At 64.4% G+C, this 23,408-nt stretch carries 19 protein-coding genes; 10 read left to right on the top strand and 9 right to left on the bottom strand.

Annotation, left to right across the window (positions count from 1 at the left end):
* Nucleotides 1-17: 17 nt before the first annotated feature.
* Nucleotides 18-1,094 carry a 3-deoxy-7-phosphoheptulonate synthase gene (locus tag ABZO33_RS16310; protein WP_011533136.1) on the bottom strand — a complete coding sequence of 359 codons (1,077 nt, stop codon included), beginning with the start codon at nt 1,092-1,094 and terminating at the stop codon, nt 18-20.
* Nucleotides 1,095-1,354: 260 nt separating this feature from the next.
* On the opposite strand from ABZO33_RS16310, the gene ABZO33_RS16305 reads away from it, so the two are divergent.
* From ABZO33_RS16305 to cysB, 3 genes are all read left to right on the top strand, one after another.
* Nucleotides 1,355-2,317 carry a putative 2-dehydropantoate 2-reductase gene (locus ABZO33_RS16305; protein WP_414536876.1) on the top strand — a complete coding sequence of 321 codons (963 nt, stop codon included), beginning with the start codon at nt 1,355-1,357 and terminating at the stop codon, nt 2,315-2,317.
* 95 nt (nt 2,318-2,412) lie between these two features.
* On the top strand, nt 2,413-2,910 hold the full coding sequence (locus ABZO33_RS16300) for a universal stress protein (protein WP_046854907.1): 498 nt from the start codon (nt 2,413-2,415) through the stop codon (nt 2,908-2,910).
* 127 nt (nt 2,911-3,037) lie between these two features.
* Nucleotides 3,038-4,012: an HTH-type transcriptional regulator CysB gene (gene cysB / locus ABZO33_RS16295; protein WP_011533140.1), complete on the top strand. Its 975-nt coding sequence runs from the start codon at nt 3,038-3,040 to the stop codon at nt 4,010-4,012.
* Between the two features lie 99 nt (nt 4,013-4,111).
* On the opposite strand, the gene ABZO33_RS16290 is transcribed toward cysB, so the two are convergent.
* The 5 genes from ABZO33_RS16290 to ABZO33_RS16270 all read right to left on the bottom strand — a co-directional run bounded on the left by ABZO33_RS16290 (nt 4,112) and on the right by ABZO33_RS16270 (nt 9,541).
* A complete protein-coding gene (locus tag ABZO33_RS16290; protein ID WP_050705067.1) occupies nt 4,112-4,846 on the bottom strand; it encodes a phosphoadenylyl-sulfate reductase in 735 nt (244 codons plus the stop codon).
* A 113-nt stretch (nt 4,847-4,959) separates the two neighbouring features.
* Nucleotides 4,960-6,303, bottom strand: coding sequence for an aminodeoxychorismate synthase component I (pabB, locus tag ABZO33_RS16285; protein ID WP_414536875.1), 1,344 nt, complete (start codon nt 6,301-6,303; stop codon nt 4,960-4,962).
* Between the two features lie 180 nt (nt 6,304-6,483).
* Nucleotides 6,484-7,464 (bottom strand): alpha-L-glutamate ligase-like protein, encoded by a 981-nt coding sequence (locus ABZO33_RS16280; protein WP_102683261.1) that lies wholly within the window; start codon nt 7,462-7,464, stop codon nt 6,484-6,486.
* Nucleotides 7,464-8,999 carry an inactive transglutaminase family protein gene (locus ABZO33_RS16275; RefSeq protein ID WP_414536874.1) on the bottom strand — a complete coding sequence of 512 codons (1,536 nt, stop codon included), beginning with the start codon at nt 8,997-8,999 and terminating at the stop codon, nt 7,464-7,466. Before ABZO33_RS16275 ends, ABZO33_RS16280 begins: the two co-directional genes overlap by 1 nt.
* Nucleotides 9,000-9,004: 5 nt before the next feature.
* A complete protein-coding gene (locus tag ABZO33_RS16270; protein ID WP_023629916.1) occupies nt 9,005-9,541 on the bottom strand; it encodes an ATP-dependent zinc protease in 537 nt (178 codons plus the stop codon).
* A gap of 285 nt (nt 9,542-9,826) precedes the next feature.
* Between ABZO33_RS16270 and ABZO33_RS16265 the strand changes: the two genes are divergently transcribed.
* The 6 genes from ABZO33_RS16265 (at nt 9,827) to prpD (ending at nt 18,216) form a co-directional block, all read left to right on the top strand.
* Complete coding sequence (locus ABZO33_RS16265; RefSeq protein ID WP_414536873.1) at nt 9,827-10,543, top strand: GntR family transcriptional regulator; 717 nt, start codon at nt 9,827-9,829, stop codon at nt 10,541-10,543.
* Nucleotides 10,540-11,430 (top strand): methylisocitrate lyase, encoded by an 891-nt coding sequence (prpB, locus tag ABZO33_RS16260; RefSeq protein WP_028692606.1) that lies wholly within the window; start codon nt 10,540-10,542, stop codon nt 11,428-11,430. The genes ABZO33_RS16265 and prpB overlap by 4 nt, the downstream gene beginning before the upstream one ends.
* Before the next feature lie 113 nt (nt 11,431-11,543).
* Entirely contained in the window at nt 11,544-12,671 is a 1,128-nt protein-coding gene (gene prpC / locus ABZO33_RS16255; protein WP_414536872.1) for a 2-methylcitrate synthase, read from the top strand.
* A gap of 104 nt (nt 12,672-12,775) precedes the next feature.
* Nucleotides 12,776-15,364 (top strand): Fe/S-dependent 2-methylisocitrate dehydratase AcnD, encoded by a 2,589-nt coding sequence (gene acnD / locus ABZO33_RS16250; RefSeq protein ID WP_414536871.1) that lies wholly within the window; start codon nt 12,776-12,778, stop codon nt 15,362-15,364.
* 108 nt (nt 15,365-15,472) lie between these two features.
* A complete protein-coding gene (prpF, locus tag ABZO33_RS16245) occupies nt 15,473-16,663 on the top strand; it encodes a 2-methylaconitate cis-trans isomerase PrpF (protein ID WP_414536870.1) in 1,191 nt (396 codons plus the stop codon).
* Between the two features lie 68 nt (nt 16,664-16,731).
* Complete coding sequence (prpD, locus tag ABZO33_RS16240) at nt 16,732-18,216, top strand: 2-methylcitrate dehydratase (protein ID WP_414536869.1); 1,485 nt, start codon at nt 16,732-16,734, stop codon at nt 18,214-18,216.
* A gap of 74 nt (nt 18,217-18,290) precedes the next feature.
* Here the strand turns inward: prpD and acnB are convergent, their stop codons facing one another.
* Complete coding sequence (gene acnB / locus ABZO33_RS16235; RefSeq protein WP_414536924.1) at nt 18,291-20,900, bottom strand: bifunctional aconitate hydratase 2/2-methylisocitrate dehydratase; 2,610 nt, start codon at nt 20,898-20,900, stop codon at nt 18,291-18,293.
* Between the two features lie 407 nt (nt 20,901-21,307).
* Here acnB and ABZO33_RS16230 point away from each other — a divergent pair, with 407 nt between their 5' ends.
* Nucleotides 21,308-21,790 carry a DUF1289 domain-containing protein gene (locus tag ABZO33_RS16230; protein ID WP_110700908.1) on the top strand — a complete coding sequence of 161 codons (483 nt, stop codon included), beginning with the start codon at nt 21,308-21,310 and terminating at the stop codon, nt 21,788-21,790.
* Between the two features lie 45 nt (nt 21,791-21,835).
* Here the strand turns inward: ABZO33_RS16230 and queD are convergent, their stop codons facing one another.
* Nucleotides 21,836-22,192, bottom strand: coding sequence for a 6-carboxytetrahydropterin synthase QueD (gene queD, locus ABZO33_RS16225; protein WP_023630589.1), 357 nt, complete (start codon nt 22,190-22,192; stop codon nt 21,836-21,838).
* Nucleotides 22,193-22,245: 53 nt separating this feature from the next.
* Nucleotides 22,246-23,325: a patatin-like phospholipase family protein gene (locus ABZO33_RS16220; RefSeq protein WP_414536868.1), complete on the bottom strand. Its 1,080-nt coding sequence runs from the start codon at nt 23,323-23,325 to the stop codon at nt 22,246-22,248.
* Nucleotides 23,326-23,408: the final 83 nt, after the last annotated feature.

The following is a 23,408-nucleotide window of genomic DNA, read 5'->3' as shown; positions in this document are numbered from 1 at the left end:
TTCGTTTGCGCGATTTCTCAGCCGCGCTGACGCTTGGGCAGCACATCCTTGAGCTTGGCGTGCATGCTGCGCAGGGTCTTCTCGGTGGCGGCCCAGTCGATGCAGGCGTCGGTGACCGACACCCCATACTGCAGCTCGTCGAGGTTCTTCGGAATGGCCTGGCAGCCCCAGTTCAGGTGGCTTTCGACCATCAGGCCGATGATCGACTGGTTGCCTTCGAGGATCTGGTTGGCCACGTTCTCCATGACCAGTGGCTGCAGGGCCGGGTCCTTGTTGGAGTTGGCGTGGCTGCAGTCGACCATGATGTTCGGCTTGATCTTCGCCTTGGCCAGGTCCTGTTCGCACAGGGCGACGCTCACCGAGTCGTAGTTGGGCTTGCCGTTACCGCCGCGCAGTACCACGTGGCCGTAGGCGTTGCCCTTGGTGGTGACGATGGACACGCCACCTTCCTGGTTGATGCCCAGGAAGCGGTGTGGCTTGGACACCGATTGCAGGGCGTTGATTGCCACGGTCAGGCCGCCATCGGTACCGTTCTTGAAGCCGACCGCCGAGGACAGGCCGGAGGCCATCTCGCGGTGGGTCTGGGATTCGGTGGTGCGCGCGCCGATGGCCGACCAGCTGATCAGGTCCTGCAGATACTGCGGGGAGATCGGGTCGAGCGCTTCGGTGGCAGTGGGCAGGCCTTTCTCGGCCAGGTCCAGCAGCAACTGGCGGCCGATATGCAGGCCGTCCTGGATCTTGAACGAGTCATCCAGGTACGGGTCGTTGATCAGGCCTTTCCAGCCGACGGTGGTGCGCGGCTTCTCGAAATACACGCGCATGACCAGGTACAGGGTGTCGGAAACTTCCTCGGCCAGTACTTTCAGGCGCTCGGCGTACTCGTGGGCGGCCTTGATGTCATGGATCGAGCACGGGCCGACCACCACGAACAGGCGATGGTCCTTGCCGTCGAGGATATTGCGCACCACTTCACGGCCGGCAGTCACGGTCTGCAGGGCCTTGGCGCTGAGGGGGATTTCCTTCTTGAGCTGATCAGGGGTGATCAAGGTCTCGTTGGAGGCAACGTTAAGGTCATCGATCGGTAAATCAGCCATCGTGTTACTCGTCAGGTCACGGGTGCCGGCCGCCAGCAATCCCCGTGCGGCCCAGCAGCAGATTGTTCGCAGCGGGGAGGCCGAACCTTAGCGCGTTAGCGGGGGCGCGACAATGGGCTGGGCCCCGTCGATACGGGGTTTTTGCCTGCCAGGCGGCATTTGCGCGCGAGCTCGCTGCCTGGCGGGACGATTTCACCGTGGCGGCGACACCTGGGTATAGTGGCTGACCAATAACAATGACGCTTGACCAGGAGCACGGCATGGCATCCCTCGACCCTCAGGCTGGCAATCCCCGCATCGGCATCATCGGCAGCGGCGCAATCGGTGGCTTCTATGGCTTGATGCTGGCCCGCGCCGGTTTCGACGTGCACTTTCTGCTGCGCAGTGAATACCAGGCCGTGCATGAGCAGGGGCTGCAGCTCGACAGCGCCGTGCATGGCCAGGTGCGCATGCCCGTGCAGGCCTACGCCTCTGCCGCCGACATGCCGCCTTGCGACTGGCTGCTGGTGGGGGCCAAGGCCACCAGCAATGCCGAGCTGGCGCCCTTGATCGTGCAAGCCGCAGCGCCGCAGGCCAGGGTGGTGTTGCTGCAGAACGGCCTTGGGGTCGAGGAGCAACTGCGTCCGGCCTTGCGCCCGGACATGCACCTGCTGGGCGGGCTGTGCTTCATCTGTGTCAACCGCGAGCGCCCCGGCGTGATCCGTCACCAGTCGTTGGGCGCGGTGAACCTGGGCTATCACAGTGGGCCCGCACAAGGTGATGCAGCGGTCGTGGTGGAGGAGGGCGCGGCCCTGTTCCGGGCTGCGGGCATCGACTCCCAGGCCATGGCCGACCTCGACCAGGCGCGTTGGCAGAAGCTGGTGTGGAACGTGCCCTACAACGGCCTTTCGGTGCTGCTGCAGGCCAGCACCACACCCTTGATGGGCGATGCCGACAGCCGTGCGCTGATCCAGGCGCTGATGGCCGAAGTGGTGGCGGGCGCCAAGGCCTGTGGCCGTGAGCTGCCGGCGGGCTATGCCGAGCACCTGTTCCGCGTCACCGAGAAGATGCCGGACTACTGGCCGAGCATGTACCACGACCATGCCTTGCAGCGGCCGCTGGAGCTGCAGGCGATCTACGCCGAACCCTTGGCCCGCGCACGCGCGGCGGGGTGTGAGTTGCCGCGCATGGAGGCGTTGTACCAGGCACTGGCGTTTCTCGACCGGCGTAACCGGCAGGCCTGAAAGCCGCGGCGGCTGTGCGCCGGACGGCCAGGCGACGGCCCATGGCGCTGCTAAGCTCAAGCTTGCTCTGCCGAAGCGGCAGTCGAGGAGGTCGAATGATCCGTTCCATGCTGTTCGCTACAGACCTCGGTGTTTACGCGCCCTTCGTCATGCAGCACGCCTTGGCCCTGGCGCGGACCTTCAACGCGGAGCTGTATGTGATCCATGCCGTGGAGCCCATGGGCCAGTTCGCCGAATCCTTGCTGCAGAGCTACCTCGATGAGCAGACCCTCGATGCATTGCACAGTGAAGGCGTGACGACGGTCATGGCCAACATCGAGCAACGGGTACTGGAGAACTTTCGCGAAGAGCTGGGCGAGGTCGCCGACCTGGCGCTGATCCGTGCGGTACGGGTGCGTCAAGGCGACCCGGCGCAGGTGATCCTCGAGCAGGCCCAGCGCCTGGCGGTCGACCTGCTGATCTTCGGCAGCCACAGCGCGGGGGCAGGGGTGGACGTGCCGATCGGTCGCACGGCGGTGCGGCTGCTGCAGCTGTCGCCGGTGCCGGTGTACATGGTGCCGTTGGCCCAGCATCTTGGGCGTAGGAAAGTGTGAACCTGGCGGTAGGGCTTTTTCCTACGGACGTAACAAAATAGTTCTAGATTTATTTCTCTAGCCACTAATATAGTTATAACTCGTTGCTGCCGGCGCGCCGGTGACCTACCGCCTTTGAGGGATATCTATGAAGCTTCAGCAACTGCGCTACATCTGGGAAGTGGCGCACCATGACCTCAACGTTTCCGCGACGGCGCAGAGCCTGTACACCTCCCAGCCCGGGATCAGCAAGCAGATCCGCCTGCTCGAGGACGAGCTTGGCGTCGAAGTCTTCGCCCGCAGCGGCAAGCACCTGACCCGCGTCACCCCGGCGGGCGAGCGCATCATCAATACCGCCGGCGAGATCCTGCGCAAGGTCGAAAGCATCAAGCAGATCGCCCAGGAATTCTCCAACGAGAAAAAGGGCACCCTGTCGATCGCCACCACCCACACCCAGGCGCGCTATGCGCTGCCGCCGGTGATCAGCAATTTCATCAAGCAGTACCCGGAAGTCGCCCTGCACATGCACCAGGGCTCGCCCATGCAGATCGCCGAGATGGCGGCTGACGGCACCGTCGATTTCGCCATCGCCACCGAGGCGCTGGAGCTGTTCGGCGACCTGATCATGATGCCGTGCTACAAGTGGAACCGTTGCGTGGTAGTGCCTCAGGGGCACCCGCTGACCAAGCTGCCGAAGCTGACCCTGGAGGCAGTGGCCGAGTACCCGATCGTCACCTATGTATTCGGCTTCACTGGCCGTTCCAAGCTCGACGAGGCGTTCAACCACCGTGGCCTGACGCCGAAGGTGGTGTTCACCGCCGCCGACGCCGATGTGATCAAGACTTATGTGCGCCTGGGCCTGGGCGTGGGTATCGTCGCCAAGATGGCGGTGGACCCGAAACTCGACAGCGACCTGGTGTGCCTGGATGCCAGCGAGTTGTTCGAGGCCAGCATCACCAAGATCGGCTTCCGTCGCGGCACCTTCCTGCGTGGCTTCATGTGCGACTTCATCGAGAAGTTCGCGCCGCACCTGACCCGTGAGGTGATGGCCAAGGCGATCCAGTGCCATAACAAGCAGGAACTCGAAGAGCTGTTTGAGGGTGTCGAGCTGCCGGTGCACTGAAAGCAGCTGCAAGCGGCAAGCGGCAAGCTACAAGAAAGAGCAGTCCGTACGCGGTCTGCTCTTTTCTTGTAGCTTGCAGCTAGAAGCTTGCCGCTGGATTCAAGCCTTGCTGATCAGGTTGCCCGCGTGCAGCCCGCATTCCTTCTGGGTCGACTCTTCCCACCACCAACGTCCTTCGCGCTCATGCTGGTTCGGCAGCACCGGGCGGGTGCACGGCTCGCAGCCGATGCTGATGAAGCCGCGCTCATGCAGGCTGTTGTAGGGCAGCTCGAGCATGCGGATGTAGCCCCAGACTTCCTCGCTGGTCATCTGCGCCAGGGGGTTGAACTTGTACAGGGTGCGCTCCGGGGTGGAGAAGGCGCTGTCGATCTCCAGGGCCGCCACTTGGCTGCGGGTGCCGGGGCTCTGGTCGCGACGCTGGCCAGTGGCCCAGGCGCTGACGGTGGCCAGCTTGCGGCGCAGCGGCTCGATCTTGCGGATGCCGCAGCACTCGCCGTGACCGTCCTTGTAGAAGCTGAACAGGCCCTTTTCCTTGACGAACGGGTCGAGCTTGTCGCGGTCCGGGCTGAGGATTTCGATCGGCAGGTTGTACTGCTCGCGCACCTGATCGATGAAGCGGTAGGTTTCCGGGTGCAGGCGACCGGTATCGAGGCTGAACACCTTGACCTGCTTGTTCAGCTTCCAGGCCATGTCCACCAGCACCACATCCTCGGCGCCACTGAAGGAGATCCACAGGTCGTCGCCGAAGTGTTCGAAGGCGAGCTTGAGGATCTCCTGCGGGGACTTGCTGGCGTAGGTCGCGGCCAGGGCGGCGACGTCGAAGGGTTGGCTCATCAGGCGGTTTCCATCGGGTGAGTGGCGCTGTGCGCTCGTAGTGGTCAGATGGTAACAAAAAATGGCGGGGCAGACGCCTGGCGATCGCGGGGCAAGCCCGCTCCCACGGAGTGTTACAAGGCTTGCAGCGTTTCCATCAGCACCCGCACCTTGGCGATCGACTCTTCGTATTCGGCCTGCCAATCCGAATCGGCCACCACCGCGCCACCGCCCCAGCAACTGACCTGGCCGTCCTTGACCAGCAGGCTGCGGATGGCGATTGAGCTGTCCATCTCGCCGCGCACGTCGAGGTACAGCAGCGAGCCGCAGTACAGCGCCCGGCGCGTCGGCTCCAGCTCGTCGATGATCTGCATGGCGCGGATCTTCGGGGCGCCGGTGATCGAGCCGCCGGGGAAGCTGCCGGCGATCAGGTCCAGGGCGTCGTTGCCGGCGGCCAGCTGGCCGACCACGCTGCTGACCAGATGGTGGACGTTGGGGTAGCTCTCCAGGCTGAACAGCTCCGGCACCTTCACCGAGCCGGTCTGGCAGGTACGGCCGATATCGTTGCGCAGCAGGTCGACGATCATCAGGTTTTCCGAGCGATCCTTGGGGCTGGCCAGCAGCTCGGCGGCGTTGCGGGCGTCCTCATGCGGGTCGGCTGAGCGCGGGCGGGTGCCCTTGATCGGGCGGGTCTCGACCTCGCCCTGGCTGACACGGATGAAACGCTCGGGCGAGAAGCTCAGCAGCGCCGTGCCTTCATCCAGCTGCTGGTAGCCGGAGAACGGCGTCGGGCAGGCGGCGCGCAGGGCCTGGTAGGCGCGCCATGGGTCGCCCTGGCAGGGGGCGCGGAAGCGCTGGGTGAGGTTGATCTGGTAGCAGTCGCCGGCCTGGATGTAGCGCTGTACCTGGTCGAACGCCGCCCGGTACTGCTCGGGGCGAAGATCGCCGGTCATGGGCGCTAGCAGGTGGAAGTCAGCGCTAGCGTCCGGGGTGCTGGCCTCGAACAGCGCGATGAGCCGTTGCCGCTCGTCCTCGGGCAGGCGCGGGTGGAACACCAGCTGGCTGCTGCACAGCCGATGGTCGGACACCAGTGCCCAGGCATACAGCCCCAGGCGGGCGTCGGGCAGGCCGAGGTCGTCGACCGCGTGCGTCGGCAATTGCTCCAGGCGCCGGCCAAAGTCGTAGCTCAGGTAGCCGATCAGGCCTCCGGCGAACGGCAGCTCGAAGCCCTCGGGCAGTTGCGCTTCCCCAAGGTCTGCCAGTGCCTGGCGCAGGCGTTGCAGGTAAGCCTGGCCGTCTTCATCGCTGCGTGCCTGCAGCTGTTGCAGGGGCCAGGCGCTGAGCAGGTCATAGCGGCCGCGCTCGGCACCCGGACGGGCGCTGTCGAGCAGGATCGCGCCGGGCGCGCGGCGCAGGCGTTCGAAGTAGAAGGCGGGGTCGGGCTGGTAGGGCAGGGGGTGCAGCGTACAGGTCGGCATCAGAGTGGACGGCGATGAAAAAGCGAGGGAGGCGATTGTAGACCTGTGGGGGGGATGCGCCTAGCGCTGGCAACGACATTTAGATGTTGCGCCAAGACGAGTGTCGTGGGAGCGGGCTTGCCCCGCGATAGCGCAGGCTGCCTTGATGCCAATCGCGGGCAAGCCCGCTCCCACGAGCTGTCAGCCTGGATGAACGTGTCCGAACAGGCCCTGCGAGACCTTCACGCGTTGCTCTGCATCCTCGCTGCGACCTTCCTTGGCCAGCATCTCCAGGTGCGCTTCGATGGCGTGGGTGCGCTGGGTCAGGCCGCAGTCGTTGGCGATCTGGATGTTCAGGCCGGGGCGGGCGTTGAGCTCGAGGATCAACGGGCCCTTGTCCTGGTCCAGGACCATGTCCACGCCGATGTAGCCCAGGCCGCACAGCTCGTAGCAGCTGGCGGCGAGCTTCATGAAACCGTCCCAGTTCGGCAGTTGCACGCCATCCACTGCGTTGGTGGTGTCGGGGTGCTTGCTGATGATCTTGTTCAGCCAGGTGCCGCGCAGTGTCAGGCCGGTGGCCAGATCCACACCGACACCGATGGCGCCCTGGTGCAGGTTGGCCTTGCCGCCGGACTGGCGGGTCGGCAGGCGCAGCATGGCCATCACCGGGTAGCCCATCAGCACGATGATGCGGATATCAGGCACGCCCTCGTAGCTGATGCTCTTGAAGATCTGGTCCGGAGTGACCCGGTACTCGATCAGCGCACGGTCGCGGTGCCCGCCGAGCGAGTACAGGCCGGTGAGGATGCTGGAGATCTGGTGTTCGATCTCCTCATGGCTGATGATCTTGCCCGAGACCGTGCGGTAGCGGTCTTCGAAGCGGTCGGCGATCACCAGGATGCCGTCACCGCCGGCGCCCTGGGCCGGCTTGATGACGAAGTCGCTGCGCCCGCCGATGATCTCGTCGAGCTTCTCGATCTGCTTCTCGGTCTCGATGATGCCGTACATCTCCGGCACATGGATGCCGGCCGCCAGGGCGCGCTCCTTGGTGATGATCTTGTCGTCGACGATCGGGTACAGGTGGCGCTTGTTGTACTTCAACACGTAGTCCGCGTTGCGCCGGTTGATACCCATGATGCCCCGGGCCTCCAGGGCTTTCCACGTCTTGATCAGGCCGAACATCAGGCGTCTGCCTTCTTCAGGAATGCCTTGAAGCGCACGAGCTCGGTCAGGCGGTAGCCGCGGTAGCGACCCATCGCCAGCATGAAGCCCACCAGGATCAGCAGCACCGCCGGGAAGGTGAAGACGAAGTACACGGCTTCCGGAACGGTCATCAGCAGGTGCGCGATGGAGGCGGCGAACAGGGTGCCGATCGCTACCTTCATGGCATGGCCGCCGCCACGTTCTTCCCAGGTGATCGACAGGCGTTCGATGGTCATGGTCAGGATCACCATCGGGAACAGCGCCACCGACAGCCCGCGTTCCAGGCCCAGCTTGTGGCTGAACAGGCTGATGGCGGCGATCAGCACCACGACGAAGGTCAGCACCACCGACAGGCGCGGCAGCATCTGCAGCTTGAGGTGTTCCAGGTACGAGCGCAGCGACAGGCCCAGGGCGGTGATCACCGTGAACAGGATGATACCGAAGCCCAGTTGCGTCTCGCGGAAGGCCAGGGCGATCAGCACCGGGGTGAAGGTGCCGAGGGTCTGGATGCCGATCAGGTTGCGCAGCACCAGAATCACCAGCACGCCGATCGGGATCATCACCATGATCATGAAGGTCTGCTGGGTCTGCAACGGCAGGCCGTACAGCGAGTATTCGAGGAAGTCGGCGTCGGTGTTCTCGTCGGTCAGCTTGGCCAGGCGGATGGCGTTCATCTCGCTGTTGTTCATGCTGAAGGTGACGGTGGCCTTCTTGCCGCCATCGACGCTGATCAGGTTGTCGTCGCCGGTCCACCACAGCAGGCGATCGCTGGGCAAGCCTTGCTCGCCGGTCTCCGGGTTGAAGTACAGCCAGTCGTTGCCGTTGAAGCTGCGCAGCCACAATTCAGGGCTTTGCGGGGTGTCGGCCACCAGACGGATGGTGTGGACCTTCTCCAGCGGGACGTGGGCGATGGACAGCAGCAGGTCGATGACCTGGGCTTTCTTCAGCGGCGAGTTGTCGCCGGCCAGCAGCAGCTTGGCGTTGTCGTCGTTGGCGTTGTTGACCCGCTTGATGGTCTCGCTGACGAAGGTCTCGACGTCGGCCGAGTGCTGGCGGATCGGTGCCATCAGTGCTTCGGCGGCGATCTTCTCCGGGCCTTCGACCGCGAGGCTGTCGCGGAAGGTCGGGCCCTTGATCTTGGCCTTCTCGTTGCTGTAGCGCTTGGTCAGTACCAGGCGGTAATAGAGGGTCTGGTTGCCGCTGGCGCGACGGGCTGACCAGGTGACCTTGCGGTTGCCGTCGGCGCGGTTGACGCTGACCCCGTAGTTGTTGGAGATGAAGCTCTCGTTGAGGCTCACGTAGTCACGGTTCAGCGGGGGCACGAACATCTGCACCTTGACCGGGTCCTTGGCGCTGGCGACGAACTCGACCTTGGCGTCGATGTTCCACAGGTCATCGGTCTCGTCCTCGGTCACCGGGATGCCGAGGGCGAAGATCTGGTAGGCCGTGATCGCGATGCCCAGCACCACCAGGACGGTGATCAGGACTTTCAGGTGGAGGGTAAGAGAGCGCATCGGAATTACTCTGCTTTGGGAGCTTCGGTGGCACAGGCAGGTTTGCCGGCCGCGTATTTAAGGCTTGGGTCGACCAGCGCACCGAAGTGCTTGAGGGCCTCGGAACCGATCAGCAGCGGGAACTGGAAGGCGCTGCGGTCGGTGAGGTTGACCTCGATGGTGCGTCGTGTCTGGCCCATGCAGATGTCGAGTTCGATGACTGGACGGGCAGTGTAGGCCTTGCCCGAGTCGGCGTCATAGTCCCCGGCGCGGCGCTTGATCTTGCTGACGCGGGCCAGGGGACGTTCGATGGGGTGCTTGTGCGCGGCGTCGATGGCCAGGTAGAAGCGCACCCAGCTCTCGCCGTTGCGCTTGAAGCGCTTGATGTCGCGGGCGCTGAGCGAGGCGGTCTTGGCGCCGGTATCGAGCTTGGCTGCCACTTCCAGGTCAAGGTCGCCCAGGCGGGCGTATTCGTTGAGACCGTACACGGTCTTTTCGGCCGCGGGCGCGAGTGCCGGCAGCAGGGTCAGGCAGAGCAGCAATGAAGCGGGTTTGAGTCTCATAATCCTGGCGCGGTGCTGTGCAAAGTTCAGGGCAAGGCGACTGGCCAAGCGTCCTCATTGATCTGTCATGGGCATGAAATGATGACAGACACACTATCCATGCTCCCGAAGGAGCGCGGCATTCTATCACGCCGGTGCCTTGACGCCAGCGCGCCCGCGATCTGACCGCGGGTGAGCTTGGTTAGTTCGTTATTAGACGATTGTCGACAATGTTCTTTTTGTCTTTGACTGCCGCTCTCTATTTAGCTAGTTTTGCCGTCATTGATTTGCAAGGTGTCGACAATTATGCTGGATGCATCCCAGGCCGTGGCAGTGCCGCAGGACGAGACCGAGACCCTCTCGGAGCATGTCTTCCGGCGTATCCAGGCCGCCATCGTCAAGGGCGAGATCGCCCCCGGCAGCAAGATTTCCGAGCCAGAGCTTGCGCGTACCTACGGCATCAGCCGCGGCCCGCTGCGCGAAGCCATCCACCGCCTCGAAGGCCAGCGCCTGCTGGTGCGCGTGCCGCATGTCGGCGCCCGGGTGGTGTCGCTGAGCCATGCCGAGCTGATCGAGCTGTATGAAATCCGTGAGTCGCTGGAAGGCATGGCCTGCCGCCTGGCCGCCGAGCGCATGAGCCAGGCCGCCATCGACGAACTGCGCCATGTACTCGATACCCATGAGCGCGATGCCGCGTTCCAGGCCGGGCAGGGCTATTACCAGCAGGAAGGCGACTACGACTTCCACTACCGGATCATTCAGGGCAGCGGCAATCAGACCTTGTACAAGATGCTCTGCGGCGAGCTGTACCAGCTGGTGCGCATGTACCGCATTCAGTTTTCCTCCACGCCCAACCGCCCGCGCCAGGCCTTCGCCGAACACCACCGTATCCTCGATGCCATCGAAGCCCGCGACGGTGAGCTTGCAGAACTCCTGATGCGCCGCCACATCGGCGCGTCCAAACGCAATATCGAGCGCCACTACCAGGGTGCCGACAACAATAGCCCACGAGGTGAGTCATGACAGTGAAGAGCACGCCCGGCCAGCGTTTCCGTGACGCGGTCGCCGCCGAACATCCGCTGCAGGTGGTCGGGACCATCAACGCCAACCACGCCCTGCTGGCCAAGCGCGCCGGCTTCAAGGCCATCTACCTCTCCGGCGGCGGTGTCGCTGCCGGCTCCCTGGGCCTGCCGGACCTGGGTATCAGTGGCCTGGACGACGTGCTCACCGACGTACGGCGCATCACCGACGTCTGCGACCTGCCGCTGCTGGTGGATGTCGACACCGGCTTTGGCGCCTCGGCCTTCAACGTCGCCCGCACCGTCAAGTCGATGAGCAAGTTCGGCGCCGCGGCCATTCATATCGAGGACCAGGTCGGCGCCAAGCGCTGTGGCCATCGCCCGAACAAGGAGATCGTCTCGCAGCAGGAGATGGTCGACCGCATCAAGGCGGCCGTGGATGCCCGCAGTGACGACAGCTTCGTGATCATGGCGCGCACCGACGCCCTGGCGGTGGAAGGGCTCAATGCCGCGCTGGACCGCGCTGCCGCCTGCATCGAGGCCGGCGCCGACATGATCTTCCCCGAGGCGATCACCGAGCTTTCGATGTACAAGACCTTCGCCGACCGGGTGAAGGCGCCGATCCTGGCCAATATCACCGAATTCGGCGCCACGCCGCTGTACACCACCGAGGAACTGGCCTCGGTCGATGTGTCGCTGGTGCTCTACCCGCTGTCGGCCTTCCGTGCCATGAACAAGGCGGCCGAGAACGTCTACACCGCGCTGCGCCGCGACGGCACGCAGAAGAACGTGATCGACACCATGCAGACCCGCATGGAGCTCTACGATGCCATCGGCTACCACGCCTTCGAGCAGAGCCTCGACGCGTTGTTCGCGCAGAAGAAAGGGTAAGCGAATGCCAGTACCGGGCTCGTGGGAGCGGGCTTGCCCGCAATAGGCCCGGTACGACTCACCAGGATTAGCCAGCAAGACTTCGATAACAAATTCAAGAAAGGAGAAACACCATGGCCGAAGCAAAAGTACTCAGTGGCGCGGGCCTGCGTGGCCAGGTGGCCGGCCAGACCGCGCTGTCGACCGTCGGCCAGGCCGGCGCCGGCCTGACCTACCGCGGCTATGACGTGCGCGACCTGGCCGCAGGCGCCGAGTTCGAGGAAGTGGCCTACCTGCTACTCTACGGCGAGCTGCCGAGCAAGGCCGAGCTTGCCGACTACAAGCGCAAGCTCAAGGGGCTGCGCGACCTGCCGCAAGCGCTGAAAGAAGTGCTCGAGCGCATCCCGCGCGATGCACACCCGATGGACGTGATGCGTACCGGTTGCTCGGTGCTCGGCACCCTGGAGCCGGAGCTGACCTTCGACGCCCAGCGCGACAAGACCGACCGCCTGCTGGCGCTGTTCCCGGCGGTGATGTGCTACTGGTACCGCTACACCCACCACGGCGTACGTATCGACTGCAGCAGCGACGAAGACACCCTTGGCGGCCACTTCCTGCACCTGCTGCACGGCAAGAAACCGAGCGAGCTGCACGTCAAGGTGATGAACGTTTCGCTGATCCTTTACGCCGAGCACGAATTCAACGCCTCGACCTTCACCGCCCGGGTCTGCGCCTCGACCCTGTCCGACCTGTACTCCTGCGTGACCGCCGCCATCGGCTCGCTGCGCGGTCCGCTGCACGGTGGTGCCAATGAGGCGGCCATGGAGCTGATCGAGCGCTTCCAGAGCCCGCAGGAAGCCACTGCCGAGCTGCTGCGCATGCTCGAGCGCAAGGACAAGATCATGGGCTTCGGTCATGCGATCTATAAAGAGTCCGATCCGCGCAACGAGGTGATCAAGGGCTGGGCCAAGCAGTTGGCCGACGAGGTGGGCGACAAGGTCCTGTACCCGGTTTCCGAGGCCATCGACAAGACCATGTGGGAGCAGAAGCGCCTGTTCCCCAACGCCGACTTCTACCATGCCTCGGCGTACCACTTCATGGGCATCCCGACCAAGCTGTTCACCCCGATCTTCGTCTGCTCGCGCCTGACCGGCTGGGCCGCGCACGTGTTCGAACAGCGCGCCAACAACCGCATCATCCGCCCGAGCGCCGAGTACGTCGGCGTCGAGCAGCGTCAGTTCGTGCCGATCGAGCTGCGCTGATCAGAAGAGACAGGCCGTAGGTCTGTTGTGGGAGCGGGGCAAGTCCGCTCCCACAAATCTGCCGATGCCTGCCCAGGTAAACCGTGACCGAGCCTGATAACGATATGAACACCCAATTCCGCAAGAACCTGCCAGGCACTGCCCTGGACTACTTCGACGCCCGTGCCGCGGTCGAGGCGATCAAGCCCGGCGCTTATGACGGCTTGCCATATACCTCCCGCGTACTGGCCGAAAACCTGGTGCGTCGCTGCGATCCGGCCACCCTCGACGCATCGCTCGAGCAACTGATCGAGCGCAAGCGCGACCTCGACTTCCCCTGGTTCCCGGCCCGCGTGGTGTGCCACGACATCCTTGGCCAGACCGCCCTGGTCGACCTGGCCGGCCTACGCGACGCCATCGCCGACAAAGGCGGCGACCCGGCCGCGGTCAATCCGGTGGTGCCGGTGCAACTGATCGTCGACCATTCGCTGGCAGTGGAATGCGGAGGCTTCGACCCGCAGGCGTTCGACAAGAACCGCGCCATCGAGGATCGCCGCAATGAAGACCGTTTCCACTTCATCAACTGGACCAAACAAGCGTTCAAGAACGTCGACGTGATCCAGCCGGGCAACGGCATCATGCACCAGATCAACCTGGAGAAGATGTCGCCGGTGATCCACAACGACCGCGGCGTGGCCTACCCCGACACCTGCGTCGGCACCGACAGCCACACCCCGCATGTGGATGCCCTGGGCGTGATCGCCATCGGTGTCGGTGGCCTGGAGGCGGAAAACGTCATGCTTGGCCGCGCCTCGTGGATGCGCCTGCCAGAGATCGTCGGCGTCGAGCTGACCGGACGCCTGGCGCCGAACATCACCGCTACCGACCTGGTACTGGCCTTGACCGAGTTCCTGCGCAAGCAGAAGGTGGTCGGCGCCTACCTCGAATTCCACGGTGCCGGCGCCAGTGCGCTGACCCTGGGCGACCGCGCCACCATCTCCAACATGGCCCCGGAGTACGGCGCCACGGCGGCGATGTTCGCCATCGATCAACAGACCATCGACTACCTCAAGCTGACCGGCCGTGATGACCAGCAGGTGCAGTTGGTAGAAACCTACGCCAAGGTCGCAGGCCTTTGGGCCGACAGCCTGGCCAAGGCCGAGTATGAGCGCACCCTGAGCTTCGACCTGTCGAGCGTGGTGCGTAACATGGCTGGCCCGTCCAACCCGCATGCGCGCGTGGCCACCAGCGACCTGGCGGCCAAGGGCATTGCCGGGCAATGGCAAGAAGTGCCGGGGCAGATGCCGGATGGCGCGGTGATCATCGCTGCCATCACCAGCTGCACCAACACCAGCAACCCGCGCAACGTGATCGCCGCTGGCCTTATCGCACGCAACGCCAACAAGCTTGGCCTGGTGCGCAAGCCGTGGGTCAAGTCGTCGCTCGCGCCAGGCTCCAAGGCGGTACAGCTGTACCTCAAGGAAGCAGGGCTGGAGCAGGAGCTGGAGCAACTGGGCTTCGGCATCGTCGCCTTTGCCTGCACCACCTGCAACGGCATGTCCGGCGCGCTCGACCCGGTGATCCAGCAGGAGATCATCGATCGCGACCTGTACGCCACCGCCGTGCTGTCGGGCAACCGCAACTTCGACGGGCGTATCCACCCCTACGCCAAGCAGGCGTTCCTCGCGTCGCCGCCGCTGGTGGTGGCCTATGCCATCGCCGGTACCATCCGTTTCGACATCGAGAAAGACGTGCTGGGCGTGGTCGACGGTAAGGAAATCCGCCTCAAGGACATCTGGCCGAGCGATGAAGAGATTGACGCCGTGGTGCGTGCCTCGGTCAAGCCCGAGCAGTTCCGTCAGGTGTACATCCCGATGTTCGCCATTGAGGAAGACAAGGGACCGAAGGTCGCGCCGCTGTACGACTGGCGTCCGATGAGCACCTACATCCGCCGCCCGCCGTACTGGGAAGGCGCCCTGGCCGGTGAGCGCACCCTGCGCGGCATGCGACCGCTGGCGGTGTTGCCGGACAACGTCACCACCGATCACCTGTCACCTTCCAACGCGATCATGCTCGACAGCGCTGCGGGTGAGTACCTGGCGAAGATGGGCCTGCCCGAGGAGGACTTCAACTCCTACGCCACCCACCGTGGCGACCACCTCACCGCGCAGCGCGCCACCTTCGCCAACCCCAAGCTGTTCAACGAGATGGTGCGCAAGGATGACGGCAGCGTGAAGCAGGGTTCGCTGGCGCGCATCGAGCCGGAAGGCAAGGTGACCCGCATGTGGGAGGCCATCGAGACCTACATGCAGCGCAAGCAGCCGCTGATCATCGTCGCCGGTGCCGACTACGGCCAGGGTTCGTCCCGTGACTGGGCGGCCAAGGGCGTGCGTCTGGCGGGCGTCGAGGCCATCGTCGCCGAAGGTTTCGAGCGCATCCATCGGACCAACCTGGTGGGCATGGGCGTGCTGCCGCTGGAGTTCAAGGCGGGCACCGACCGCAACACCCTGGGCCTGGACGGTAGCGAGACCTATGACGTACTGGGCGAGCGCAAGCCGCGGGCGACGCTGACCCTGGTGGTCACGCGGCGCAACGGCGAACGCGTCGAGGTGCCGGTGACCTGCCGCCTGGATACCGCCGAAGAAGTATCGATCTATGAGGCGGGTGGGGTGTTGCAGCGCTTTGCCCAGGACTTCCTGGAAGGCGCCGCATAACGCAGATGAATGCATAGCGGCTCGTGGGAGCGGGCTTGCCCCGCGATGGCCAAGACGTCGCCATCGCGGGGCAAGCCCGCTCCCACGGACGGAAAAGGAACAATAACCATGGCACATGCACCACAGGTAAAAATCCCCGCCACTTACATCCGTGGCGGCACCAGCAAAGGCGTGTTCTTCCGCCTGCAAGACTTGCCTCAGCGCGCGCAGGTCCCAGGCCCGGCCCGCGACGCCCTGCTGCTGCGGGTGATCGGCAGCCCCGATCCGTACGGCAAGCAGATCGACGGCATGGGTGGCGCCACCTCCAGCACCAGCAAGACGGTGATCCTGTCGAAAAGCCTCAAGGCCGACCATGACGTCGACTACCTGTTCGGCCAAGTCTCGATCGACAAGGCCTTCGTCGACTGGAGCGGCAACTGCGGCAACCTGTCCGCCGCGGTCGGCTCGTTCGCCATCAGCGGTGGGCTGGTCGATGCAAGCCGCATTCCACGCAATGGCATCGCTACCGTGCGGATCTGGCAGGCCAACATTGGCAAGACCATCATCGCCCATGTACCGATCACCGAGGGCGAGGTGCAGGAAACCGGCAACTTCGAACTCGACGGTGTGACCTTCCCGGCCGCCGAGGTGCAGCTGGAGTTCCTTGACCCGGCCGCCGACGAGGATGGCGGGGGCGGGGCAATGTTCCCCACCGGCAACCTGGTCGACGACCTCGAGGTGCCGGGCGTTGGTACCTTCAAGGCGACCCTGATCAATGCCGGTATCCCGACTATCTTCGTCAATGCCGCCGATATCGGCTATGCCGGCAGCGAGTTGCAGGACGCCATCAATGGCGATGCCGCCGCATTGCAGCGTTTCGAGGCGATCCGTGCCCATGGCGCGGTGCGCATGGGGCTGATCGAACATATCGACCAGGCCGCCGGGCGCCAGCACACGCCGAAAGTGGCCTTCGTCGCGGCGCCGAGCACCTACACTGCCTCCAGTGGCAAAGCCGTGCCTGCCGAAGAGATCGACTTGCTGGTGCGTGCGTTGTCGATGGGCAAGCTGCACCACGCGATGATGGGCACCGCAGCGGTGGCTATCGGTACCGCCGCGGCGATTCCCGGGACGCTGGTCAACCTGGCTGCCGGTGGCGGAGAACGCAGTGCGGTGCGTTTCGGTCATCCGTCCGGGACACTGCGGGTCGGGGCCGAGGCGCGCCAGGTGGACGGGCAGTGGACCGTGACCAAGGCAATCATGAGCCGCAGCGCTCGGGTGCTGATGGAGGGCTGGGTACGCGTGCCCGGTGACAGTTTCTAAGGCATCAGTAGTGCTCGGCATTCGTTGAGCGGGGCCGCTTTGCGGCCCCTGTTATCAAGGAGCCACGAATGAGCGCAAACGTAGACCTCAACACCCGCCCCGACTACGACCAGGTCCTGCAGACCCTCGCCGACTATGTGCTCGGCTACTGCGTCGAATCCCCCGAGGCGCTGAGCACCGCCCGCCACTGCCTGATGGATACCCTGGGCTGCGGCCTGCTGGCCCTGCGCTTCCCCGAATGCACCAAGCATCTTGGCCCGTTGGTCGAAGGCACCATCGTCCCCCATGGCGCCCGCGTGCCGGGCACCAGCTACCGCCTCGACCCGGTCAAGGCGGCCTGGGACATCGGCTGCGTCGTCCGCTGGCTGGACTACAACGACACCTGGCTGGCGGCGGAGTGGGGTCATCCCTCGGACAACCTCGGTGGCATCCTGGCGGTCACCGATCACCTGTCGCAAAAGCGCGTGGCCAACGGCGAGGCGCCCCTGGCCATGCGCGAGGTGCTCGATGCCATGGTCATGGCCCACGAGATCCAGGGCGTGCTGGCGCTGGAGAACGCCTTCAACCGGGTTGGCCTGGACCATGTGCTGCTGGTCAAGGTCGCCTCGACAGCAGTGTGTGCCAAGCTCATGGGCGCCAATCGCGAGCAACTTTTGTCGGCGCTGTCCCACGCCTTCGTCGATGGCCAGGCCCTGCGCACCTACCGCCATGCGCCCAACGCCGGTTCGCGCAAGTCATGGGCGGCGGGGGATGCTTCCAGCCGCGGCGTGCGCCTGGCTGATATCGCCCTGCGTGGCGAGATGGGCGTGCCCGGTGCGCTGACCGCCAGGCAGTGGGGCTTCTACGATGTGTCGTTCAGCCACACCAACAAGGACCTGGCGCTCAAGCCTGAGCCGCTGCGTGAACTGCGCCTGCCGCAGCCGTTGGGCAGCTACGTGATGGAAAATGTGCTGTTCAAAATCAGCTTCCCCGCCGAGTTTCACGCCCAGACCGCCTGCGAGGCCGCGGTGACCCTGCACCCGCAGGTGCGCAACCGCCTGCACGAGATCGACCGGATCGTCATCACCACCCATGAGTCGGCGATTCGCATCATTTCCAAGGAGGGGCCGCTGGCCAACGCCGCGGACCGTGACCACTGCCTGCAGTACATGACCGCCGTGCCGTTGATCTTCGGCGACCTGGTGGCCGAGCATTACGAGGATGCCTTCCATGCCGCGCACCCGAGCATCGACCGTCTGCGCGAGAAAATGGTGATCGTCGAGGAGCCGCGCTTCAGCCGTGAGTACCTGGAGGCCGACAAGCGCTCCATCGCCAATGGCGTGCAGGTGTTCTTCAAGGATGGCTCGCACACGCCGCAGGTGGTGGTGGAGTACCCGATCGGGCATCGGCGCCGGCGGGAGGAGGGGATGCCGTTGCTGGAGGCGAAGTTCAGGGAGAACCTGGCGACGCGGTTTGCGCGGCAGCGGTGCGAGCAAATCTTGGCTGTGTGCAAGGATCAGCAGGCTCTGGAGGCCATGCCGGTGCACAGGTTCGTCGATCTGTTCGTGATCTGACGACAAGGTCGTAGATCCAACAAAAAAGCCCCGGTATCGCTACCGGGGCTTTCTTCTACAACGTACTGCTCAGCTTACGCCTGAACCACCGGGATCTTGGCGTTGGCCGCGGCTTCGCGGAACTCGGCGATCTGGTCGAAGCTCAGGTAGCGGTAGACGTCGGCAGCCATGCTGTCGATGTCCTTGGCGTACTGCATGTACTCCTCGACGGTCGGCAGCTTGCCGATGATCGAAGCGACAGCCGCCAACTCGGCCGAGGCCAGGTACACGTTGGTGGCGTCGCCCAGACGGTTCGGGAAGTTACGGGTCGAGGTGGAGACCACGGTCGAACCGGTCTGCACACGTGCCTGGTTACCCATGCATAGCGAGCAGCCTGGCATTTCCATGCGCGCGCCAGCCTTGCCGTAGATGCCGTAGTAGCCTTCTTCGGTCAGCTGGTGAGCATCCATTTTGGTTGGCGGGGCCAGCCACAGACGGGTCGGGATACCGCCCTTGACCTTGTCCAGCAGCTTGCCGGCAGCGCGGAAGTGACCAATGTTGGTCATGCACGAGCCGATGAACACTTCGTCGATCTTCTCGCCCTGTACCGAGGACAGCAGGCGGGCATCGTCCGGGTCGTTCGGCGCGCAGAGCACAGGCTCCTTGACGTCGGCCAGGTCGATTTCGATGATTTCGGCGTACTCGGCATCGGCGTCGGCCGACAGCAGCTCAGGCTTGGCCAGCCAGGCTTCCATGGCCTGGGCGCGGCGCTCCAGGGTGCGGGCATCGCCGTAGCCTTCGCCGATCATCCAGCGCAGCAGGGTGATGTTGGACTGCAGGTACTCGGCGATGGCCTTTTCCGGCAGCTTGATGGTGCAACCGGCGGCGGAGCGTTCGGCCGAGGCGTCGGACAGCTCGAAGGCTTGTTCGACGGTCAGGTCGTTGAGGCCTTCGATTTCCAGGATGCGGCCGGAGAAGGCGTTTTTCTTGCCTTTCTTCTCGACGGTCAGCAGGCCCTTCTGGATGGCGTAGTAAGGGATGGCATGCACTAGGTCACGCAGGGTGATGCCAGGCTGCAGCTTGCCCTTGAAGCGGACCAGGATCGACTCCGGCATGTCCAGCGGCATGACGCCGGTGGCGGCAGCGAAGGCCACCAGGCCCGAGCCGGCCGGGAACGAGATGCCGATTGGGAAGCGGGTGTGCGAGTCGCCACCGGTGCCGACGGTGTCAGGCATCAGCATGCGGTTCAGCCAGCTGTGGATGATGCCGTCGCCTGGGCGCAGCGACACGCCGCCACGGGTGCGGATGAAGTCTGGCAGGGTGTGGTGGGTGGTGACGTCGATCGGCTTCGGGTAGGCCGCGGTGTGGCAGAACGACTGCATCACCAGGTCGGCGGAGAAGCCCAGGCAAGCCAGGTCTTTCAGCTCGTCGCGGGTCATCGGGCCCGTGGTGTCCTGGGAGCCGACGGTGGTCATCTTCGGTTCGCAGTAGGCGCCCGGGCGCACGCCCTGGCCTTCCGGCAGGCCGCAGGCACGGCCGACCATCTTCTGCGCCAGGGTGAAGCCCTTGGTCGAAGCGGCGGGCTGCTCGGGTTTCTTGAACAGGTCGGAAGCACCCAGGCCCAGTTCGGCACGGGCCTTCTCGGTCAGGCCACGGCCGACGATCAGCGGGATACGGCCACCAGCACGGACTTCATCGAGCAGCACTTCGGTCTTCAGTTCGAAGCTGGTGACCAGTTCGTCGCTGTCGTGGCGGCGCACTTCACCTTTGAACGGGTAGACGTCGATGACATCGCCCATGGCCAGGTTGGTGCAGTCGAACTCGATCGGCAGGGCGCCGGCGTCTTCCATGGTGTTGTAGAAGATCGGGGCAATCTTGGTGCCGAAGCAGAAACCACCGGCGCGCTTGTTCGGCACGTACGGGATGTCGTCGCCGAAGAACCACAGCACCGAGTTGGTGGCGGACTTACGCGAGGAACCGGTACCGACCACGTCACCGACGTAGGCGACCGGGAAGCCTTTGGCTTTCACGGCTTCGATCTGGGCCAGCGGGCCGACCGAACCTGGCTGCGAAGGCTCGATGCCGTCGCGGGCCATCTTCAGCATGGCCAGGGCGTGCAGCGGGATATCAGGGCGCGACCAGGCGTCTGGGGCGGGGGACAGGTCGTCGGTGTTGGTTTCGCCAGGCACCTTGAACACGGTCAGGGTGTACTTGTCGGCGATCGCCGGGCGCGAGGTGAACCACTCGCCGGCAGCCCAGGATTCCAGCACGGCCTTGGCGTGGGCATTGCCCGCCTTGGCTTTTTCGGCCACGTCGTGGAAGGCATCGAACATCAGCAGGGTATGCTTGAGCTGTTCGGCCGCGACGGCGCCCAGTTCGGCGTCGTCCAGCAGCGCGACCAGCGTTTCGATGTTGTAGCCGCCCTGCATGGTACCCAGCAGCTCGGTGGCGTGCTTGCGGTCGATCAGCGGGGACTTGGTCTCGCCCTTGGCCACGGCGGAGAGGAAGGCAGCCTTGACGTAGGCGGCTTCGTCCACCCCAGGCGGAACGCGGTTGGTGATCAGGTCTACGAGGAAGGCTTCTTCGCCGGCCGGCGGGTTTTTCAGCAGCTCGACCAGGCCTGCAGTTTGTTCGGCGTTCAGCGGCTGGGGCACGATACCCAGAGCGGCACGCTCTTCGATGTGTTTGCGGTAGGCTTCAAGCACAGTTATTACCCTCATCAGTGGTCCCTAAAGGGAGTCCGGGACGCTCATCCAGCATTCTTCTGCACCCATGCGCTGAAGACGGCTTTTTGAGCCGGCAAGCCAGGGTCGCAGAGAATCCTTACAGAAGCTGTTTTCAAAGTTTTACGCCTGTAGAACGGAAGGCTGATGAGGGGTTGGCCGTGGCCATGCGCTCGCATGGACAGGGCCAACGCCGTTCTACCGGATGAACTGTGCTCGTGACGCTTTGAAAACAGCTTCCAACGGACATGGTTGCCTTGAAAAGGCGGAGTGATTCTACGGCAAAAATTAGCCGAAAGTAAGGCGGCGAAGAAGACTTTAACGGGTGACCCTGGTTAGACAAAGGGCTAACATGGGGCCGTGTTCCACCGCCAAGCCGTTGTTTTTACATGTCCAACCAATCCATCAAGACGCCTTGCGTCGGCCTCTGCTCCACCGTCTACGGAGACCTGGTTTGCCGCGGCTGCAAGCGCTTCCACCACGAAGTGATCCACTGGAACGGCTACGACGACGAGCAGAAGCGCGCCGTGTGGCTGCGCCTGGAGCAACTGCTGGTGCAGGTGATGATGGCCAAGCTGGAAGTGTTCGACAAAGCGCGCTTGCGCGAGCAGCTCGAACAGCGTTCGATCCGCTATGTGGCACAGCAGTCGGAATATTGCTGGGCCTACCAGCTGATCGCCCGCGGGGCGCGGATGATTCGCGACCTGGAGGCCTACGGGATGGCGCTGCTGCCGGAGTTCCGCGACTGGGAGCTGCCACAGCTGCGCGATGCCATCGACCGGGAATTCTTTTTGCTCTCCGAGGCGCATTATCAACGCTATATCGCCCCGAGCTTTCTGCGTGATGCCTTGGAGAGCGGGCAGCAGGGCTGAGGTCTTGCGGCTCTGTCGCGGATTTATCCGCGACAGGGCATTCGATCAGTCGCCGGTGTACTCGCACCCGCTGGTGCAGGTCTCATGGATGCGCACCTTGGACAGCTCGGGCAGCAGCGGCTTGACCTGGTCCCAGATCCACTTGGCGATCACTTCGCTGGTGGGGTTTTCCAGTCCGGGAATATCGTTCAGGTAGTTGTGGTCCAGCTGCTCGTAGATCGGCTTGAAGATCGCCTTGATCTCGGAGAAGTCGCGGATCCAGCCGGTGTGCGGATCGAGCGGGCCGGTCAGGTGCAGGGCGACCTTGAACGAATGGCCATGCAGGCGGCCGCACTTGTGGCCGGCAGGGACGTTGGGCAGGCGGTGAGCCGATTCGAAGGTAAATTCCTTAAAGATTTCCACGCTGGCATAACTCTGTGTGAATCAACGATGCGCGCAGTCTACCAGCATGCCCGCTACAAGGCTTGCAACCGATCCTGCAACCGCCCGGTGGCGATCAGCTCCAGCAGTTCGTCGCCCAGGCGCCGGCTTTCGGCGATGGCCTTGTACCAGTAACGCTTGCGGCTCGGCGCATCGCCCATGAAACGCTTGAAGTCGTTGCGATCCGGCAGCTTGCCGTAGGGCAGGGCGGCCAGGTACTGCGGCGACGGGGTCATCAGCAGTACGTTCTGCAGGCGCGTGGCATCGCCCTTGCGCCAGGGCAGGGCCTTGTCGAACCAGCCGGGCACCACCTTGTCGGAGAAGTGCGGGTAGAGCACCAGGTCGTCGCCGCGGTAGGGCAGGTCCAGATGGTAGTCGAGCAAGCCACCGTCGCGGTAAGTGCCGGCACCCGCGCCGGGGATGTCGCGTACGCCTTCCATGACCATCGGGATCGAACCTGAGGCGAGCAGGGCGTGGCGCAGGTTGGCCAGGTCCAGCGGCAGGCTGCGCGAGGGGAAGTCGGTGAGCGCCTCCAGCGGTGGCGCGGCACGTTCATCATGCAGGATCACCCGCTCGAAATGCCGGCCCAGGCGTGAGCGGCCCAGCAGGTTGCTGGCGATCACCGAGCCCAGCCCCACGCCCAGACGGCCGCGGTGGTCGTGGGCAAGCTGGCCGTGGCTCTTCACCACCAGGATGTTCAGGCGATAGTGCGGGTTGGCGAGGATCTGCCCATCGCGGCCCTGCAGCAGGTCGTCGAGCATGCGCTGGCAGCTCTGGCTGATCTCCCTGGGGGTCACGCCTTTGGCGAAATCCTGCTCGGTATACAGCTCGCCAAGGCGGCGGATACCGGCCACCGGGTCGTCGAGGCAGGCACTGGCGAAACGCCAGGAGCCGATCGAGGCGCCGATCAGCGCGCGCTGGCGTGGCGCGGTGGGCAGCCACTCACCAAACAACGCCAGGTCCAGGCCCTGGATCCCCAGCGGCTTGGGGCCACCGGCGGCGCCCGGCAGCACACCGACATCGGCGGCCTGCAGGCCGCGCTCGCGGATCTGCCGCAGGGCGCGCTGGCCGGCCTTGAAGGTCAGAGCGGGGTACTTGATGTGGATGGCGCTCATGGCGGGGTCTCGGGCAGGGCAGGCGGGCAGTATAGGGCTTTACCGCGAGGCGCGATGCCATCACCGCCCTAGGTGGCCGCGAC

The sequence above is a fragment of the Pseudomonas sp. CAM1A genome, assembly GCF_047501685.1.
GTDB lineage: Bacteria > Pseudomonadota > Gammaproteobacteria > Pseudomonadales > Pseudomonadaceae > Aquipseudomonas.
This window is presented reverse-complemented; position numbering and strand designations above follow the sequence as displayed.

Excerpts from the sequence above, each read along its gene's own strand:
- ABZO33_RS16270 (WP_023629916.1), bottom strand. The coding sequence starts at position 9,541 with ATGAGACTCAAACCCGCTTCATTGCTGCTCTGCCTGACCCTGCTGCCG.
- ABZO33_RS16220 (WP_414536868.1), bottom strand. The coding sequence starts at position 23,325 with ATGAGCGCCATCCACATCAAGTACCCCGCTCTGACCTTCAAGGCCGGC.
- prpC (WP_414536872.1), top strand. The coding sequence starts at position 11,544 with ATGGCCGAAGCAAAAGTACTCAGTGGCGCGGGCCTGCGTGGCCAGGTG.
- acnD (WP_414536871.1), top strand. The coding sequence starts at position 12,776 with ATGAACACCCAATTCCGCAAGAACCTGCCAGGCACTGCCCTGGACTAC.
- ABZO33_RS16300 (WP_046854907.1), top strand. The coding sequence starts at position 2,413 with ATGATCCGTTCCATGCTGTTCGCTACAGACCTCGGTGTTTACGCGCCC.
- ABZO33_RS16305 (WP_414536876.1), top strand. The coding sequence starts at position 1,355 with ATGGCATCCCTCGACCCTCAGGCTGGCAATCCCCGCATCGGCATCATC.
- cysB (WP_011533140.1), top strand. The coding sequence starts at position 3,038 with ATGAAGCTTCAGCAACTGCGCTACATCTGGGAAGTGGCGCACCATGAC.
- ABZO33_RS16265 (WP_414536873.1), top strand. The coding sequence starts at position 9,827 with ATGCTGGATGCATCCCAGGCCGTGGCAGTGCCGCAGGACGAGACCGAG.
- prpF (WP_414536870.1), top strand. The coding sequence starts at position 15,473 with ATGGCACATGCACCACAGGTAAAAATCCCCGCCACTTACATCCGTGGC.
- prpD (WP_414536869.1), top strand. The coding sequence starts at position 16,732 with ATGAGCGCAAACGTAGACCTCAACACCCGCCCCGACTACGACCAGGTC.
- pabB (WP_414536875.1), bottom strand. The coding sequence starts at position 6,303 with ATGCCGACCTGTACGCTGCACCCCCTGCCCTACCAGCCCGACCCCGCC.
- ABZO33_RS16310 (WP_011533136.1), bottom strand. The coding sequence starts at position 1,094 with ATGGCTGATTTACCGATCGATGACCTTAACGTTGCCTCCAACGAGACC.
- ABZO33_RS16290 (WP_050705067.1), bottom strand. The coding sequence starts at position 4,846 with ATGAGCCAACCCTTCGACGTCGCCGCCCTGGCCGCGACCTACGCCAGC.
- ABZO33_RS16280 (WP_102683261.1), bottom strand. The coding sequence starts at position 7,464 with ATGTTCGGCCTGATCAAGACGTGGAAAGCCCTGGAGGCCCGGGGCATC.
- ABZO33_RS16230 (WP_110700908.1), top strand. The coding sequence starts at position 21,308 with ATGTCCAACCAATCCATCAAGACGCCTTGCGTCGGCCTCTGCTCCACC.
- ABZO33_RS16275 (WP_414536874.1), bottom strand. The coding sequence starts at position 8,999 with ATGCGCTCTCTTACCCTCCACCTGAAAGTCCTGATCACCGTCCTGGTG.
- prpB (WP_028692606.1), top strand. The coding sequence starts at position 10,540 with ATGACAGTGAAGAGCACGCCCGGCCAGCGTTTCCGTGACGCGGTCGCC.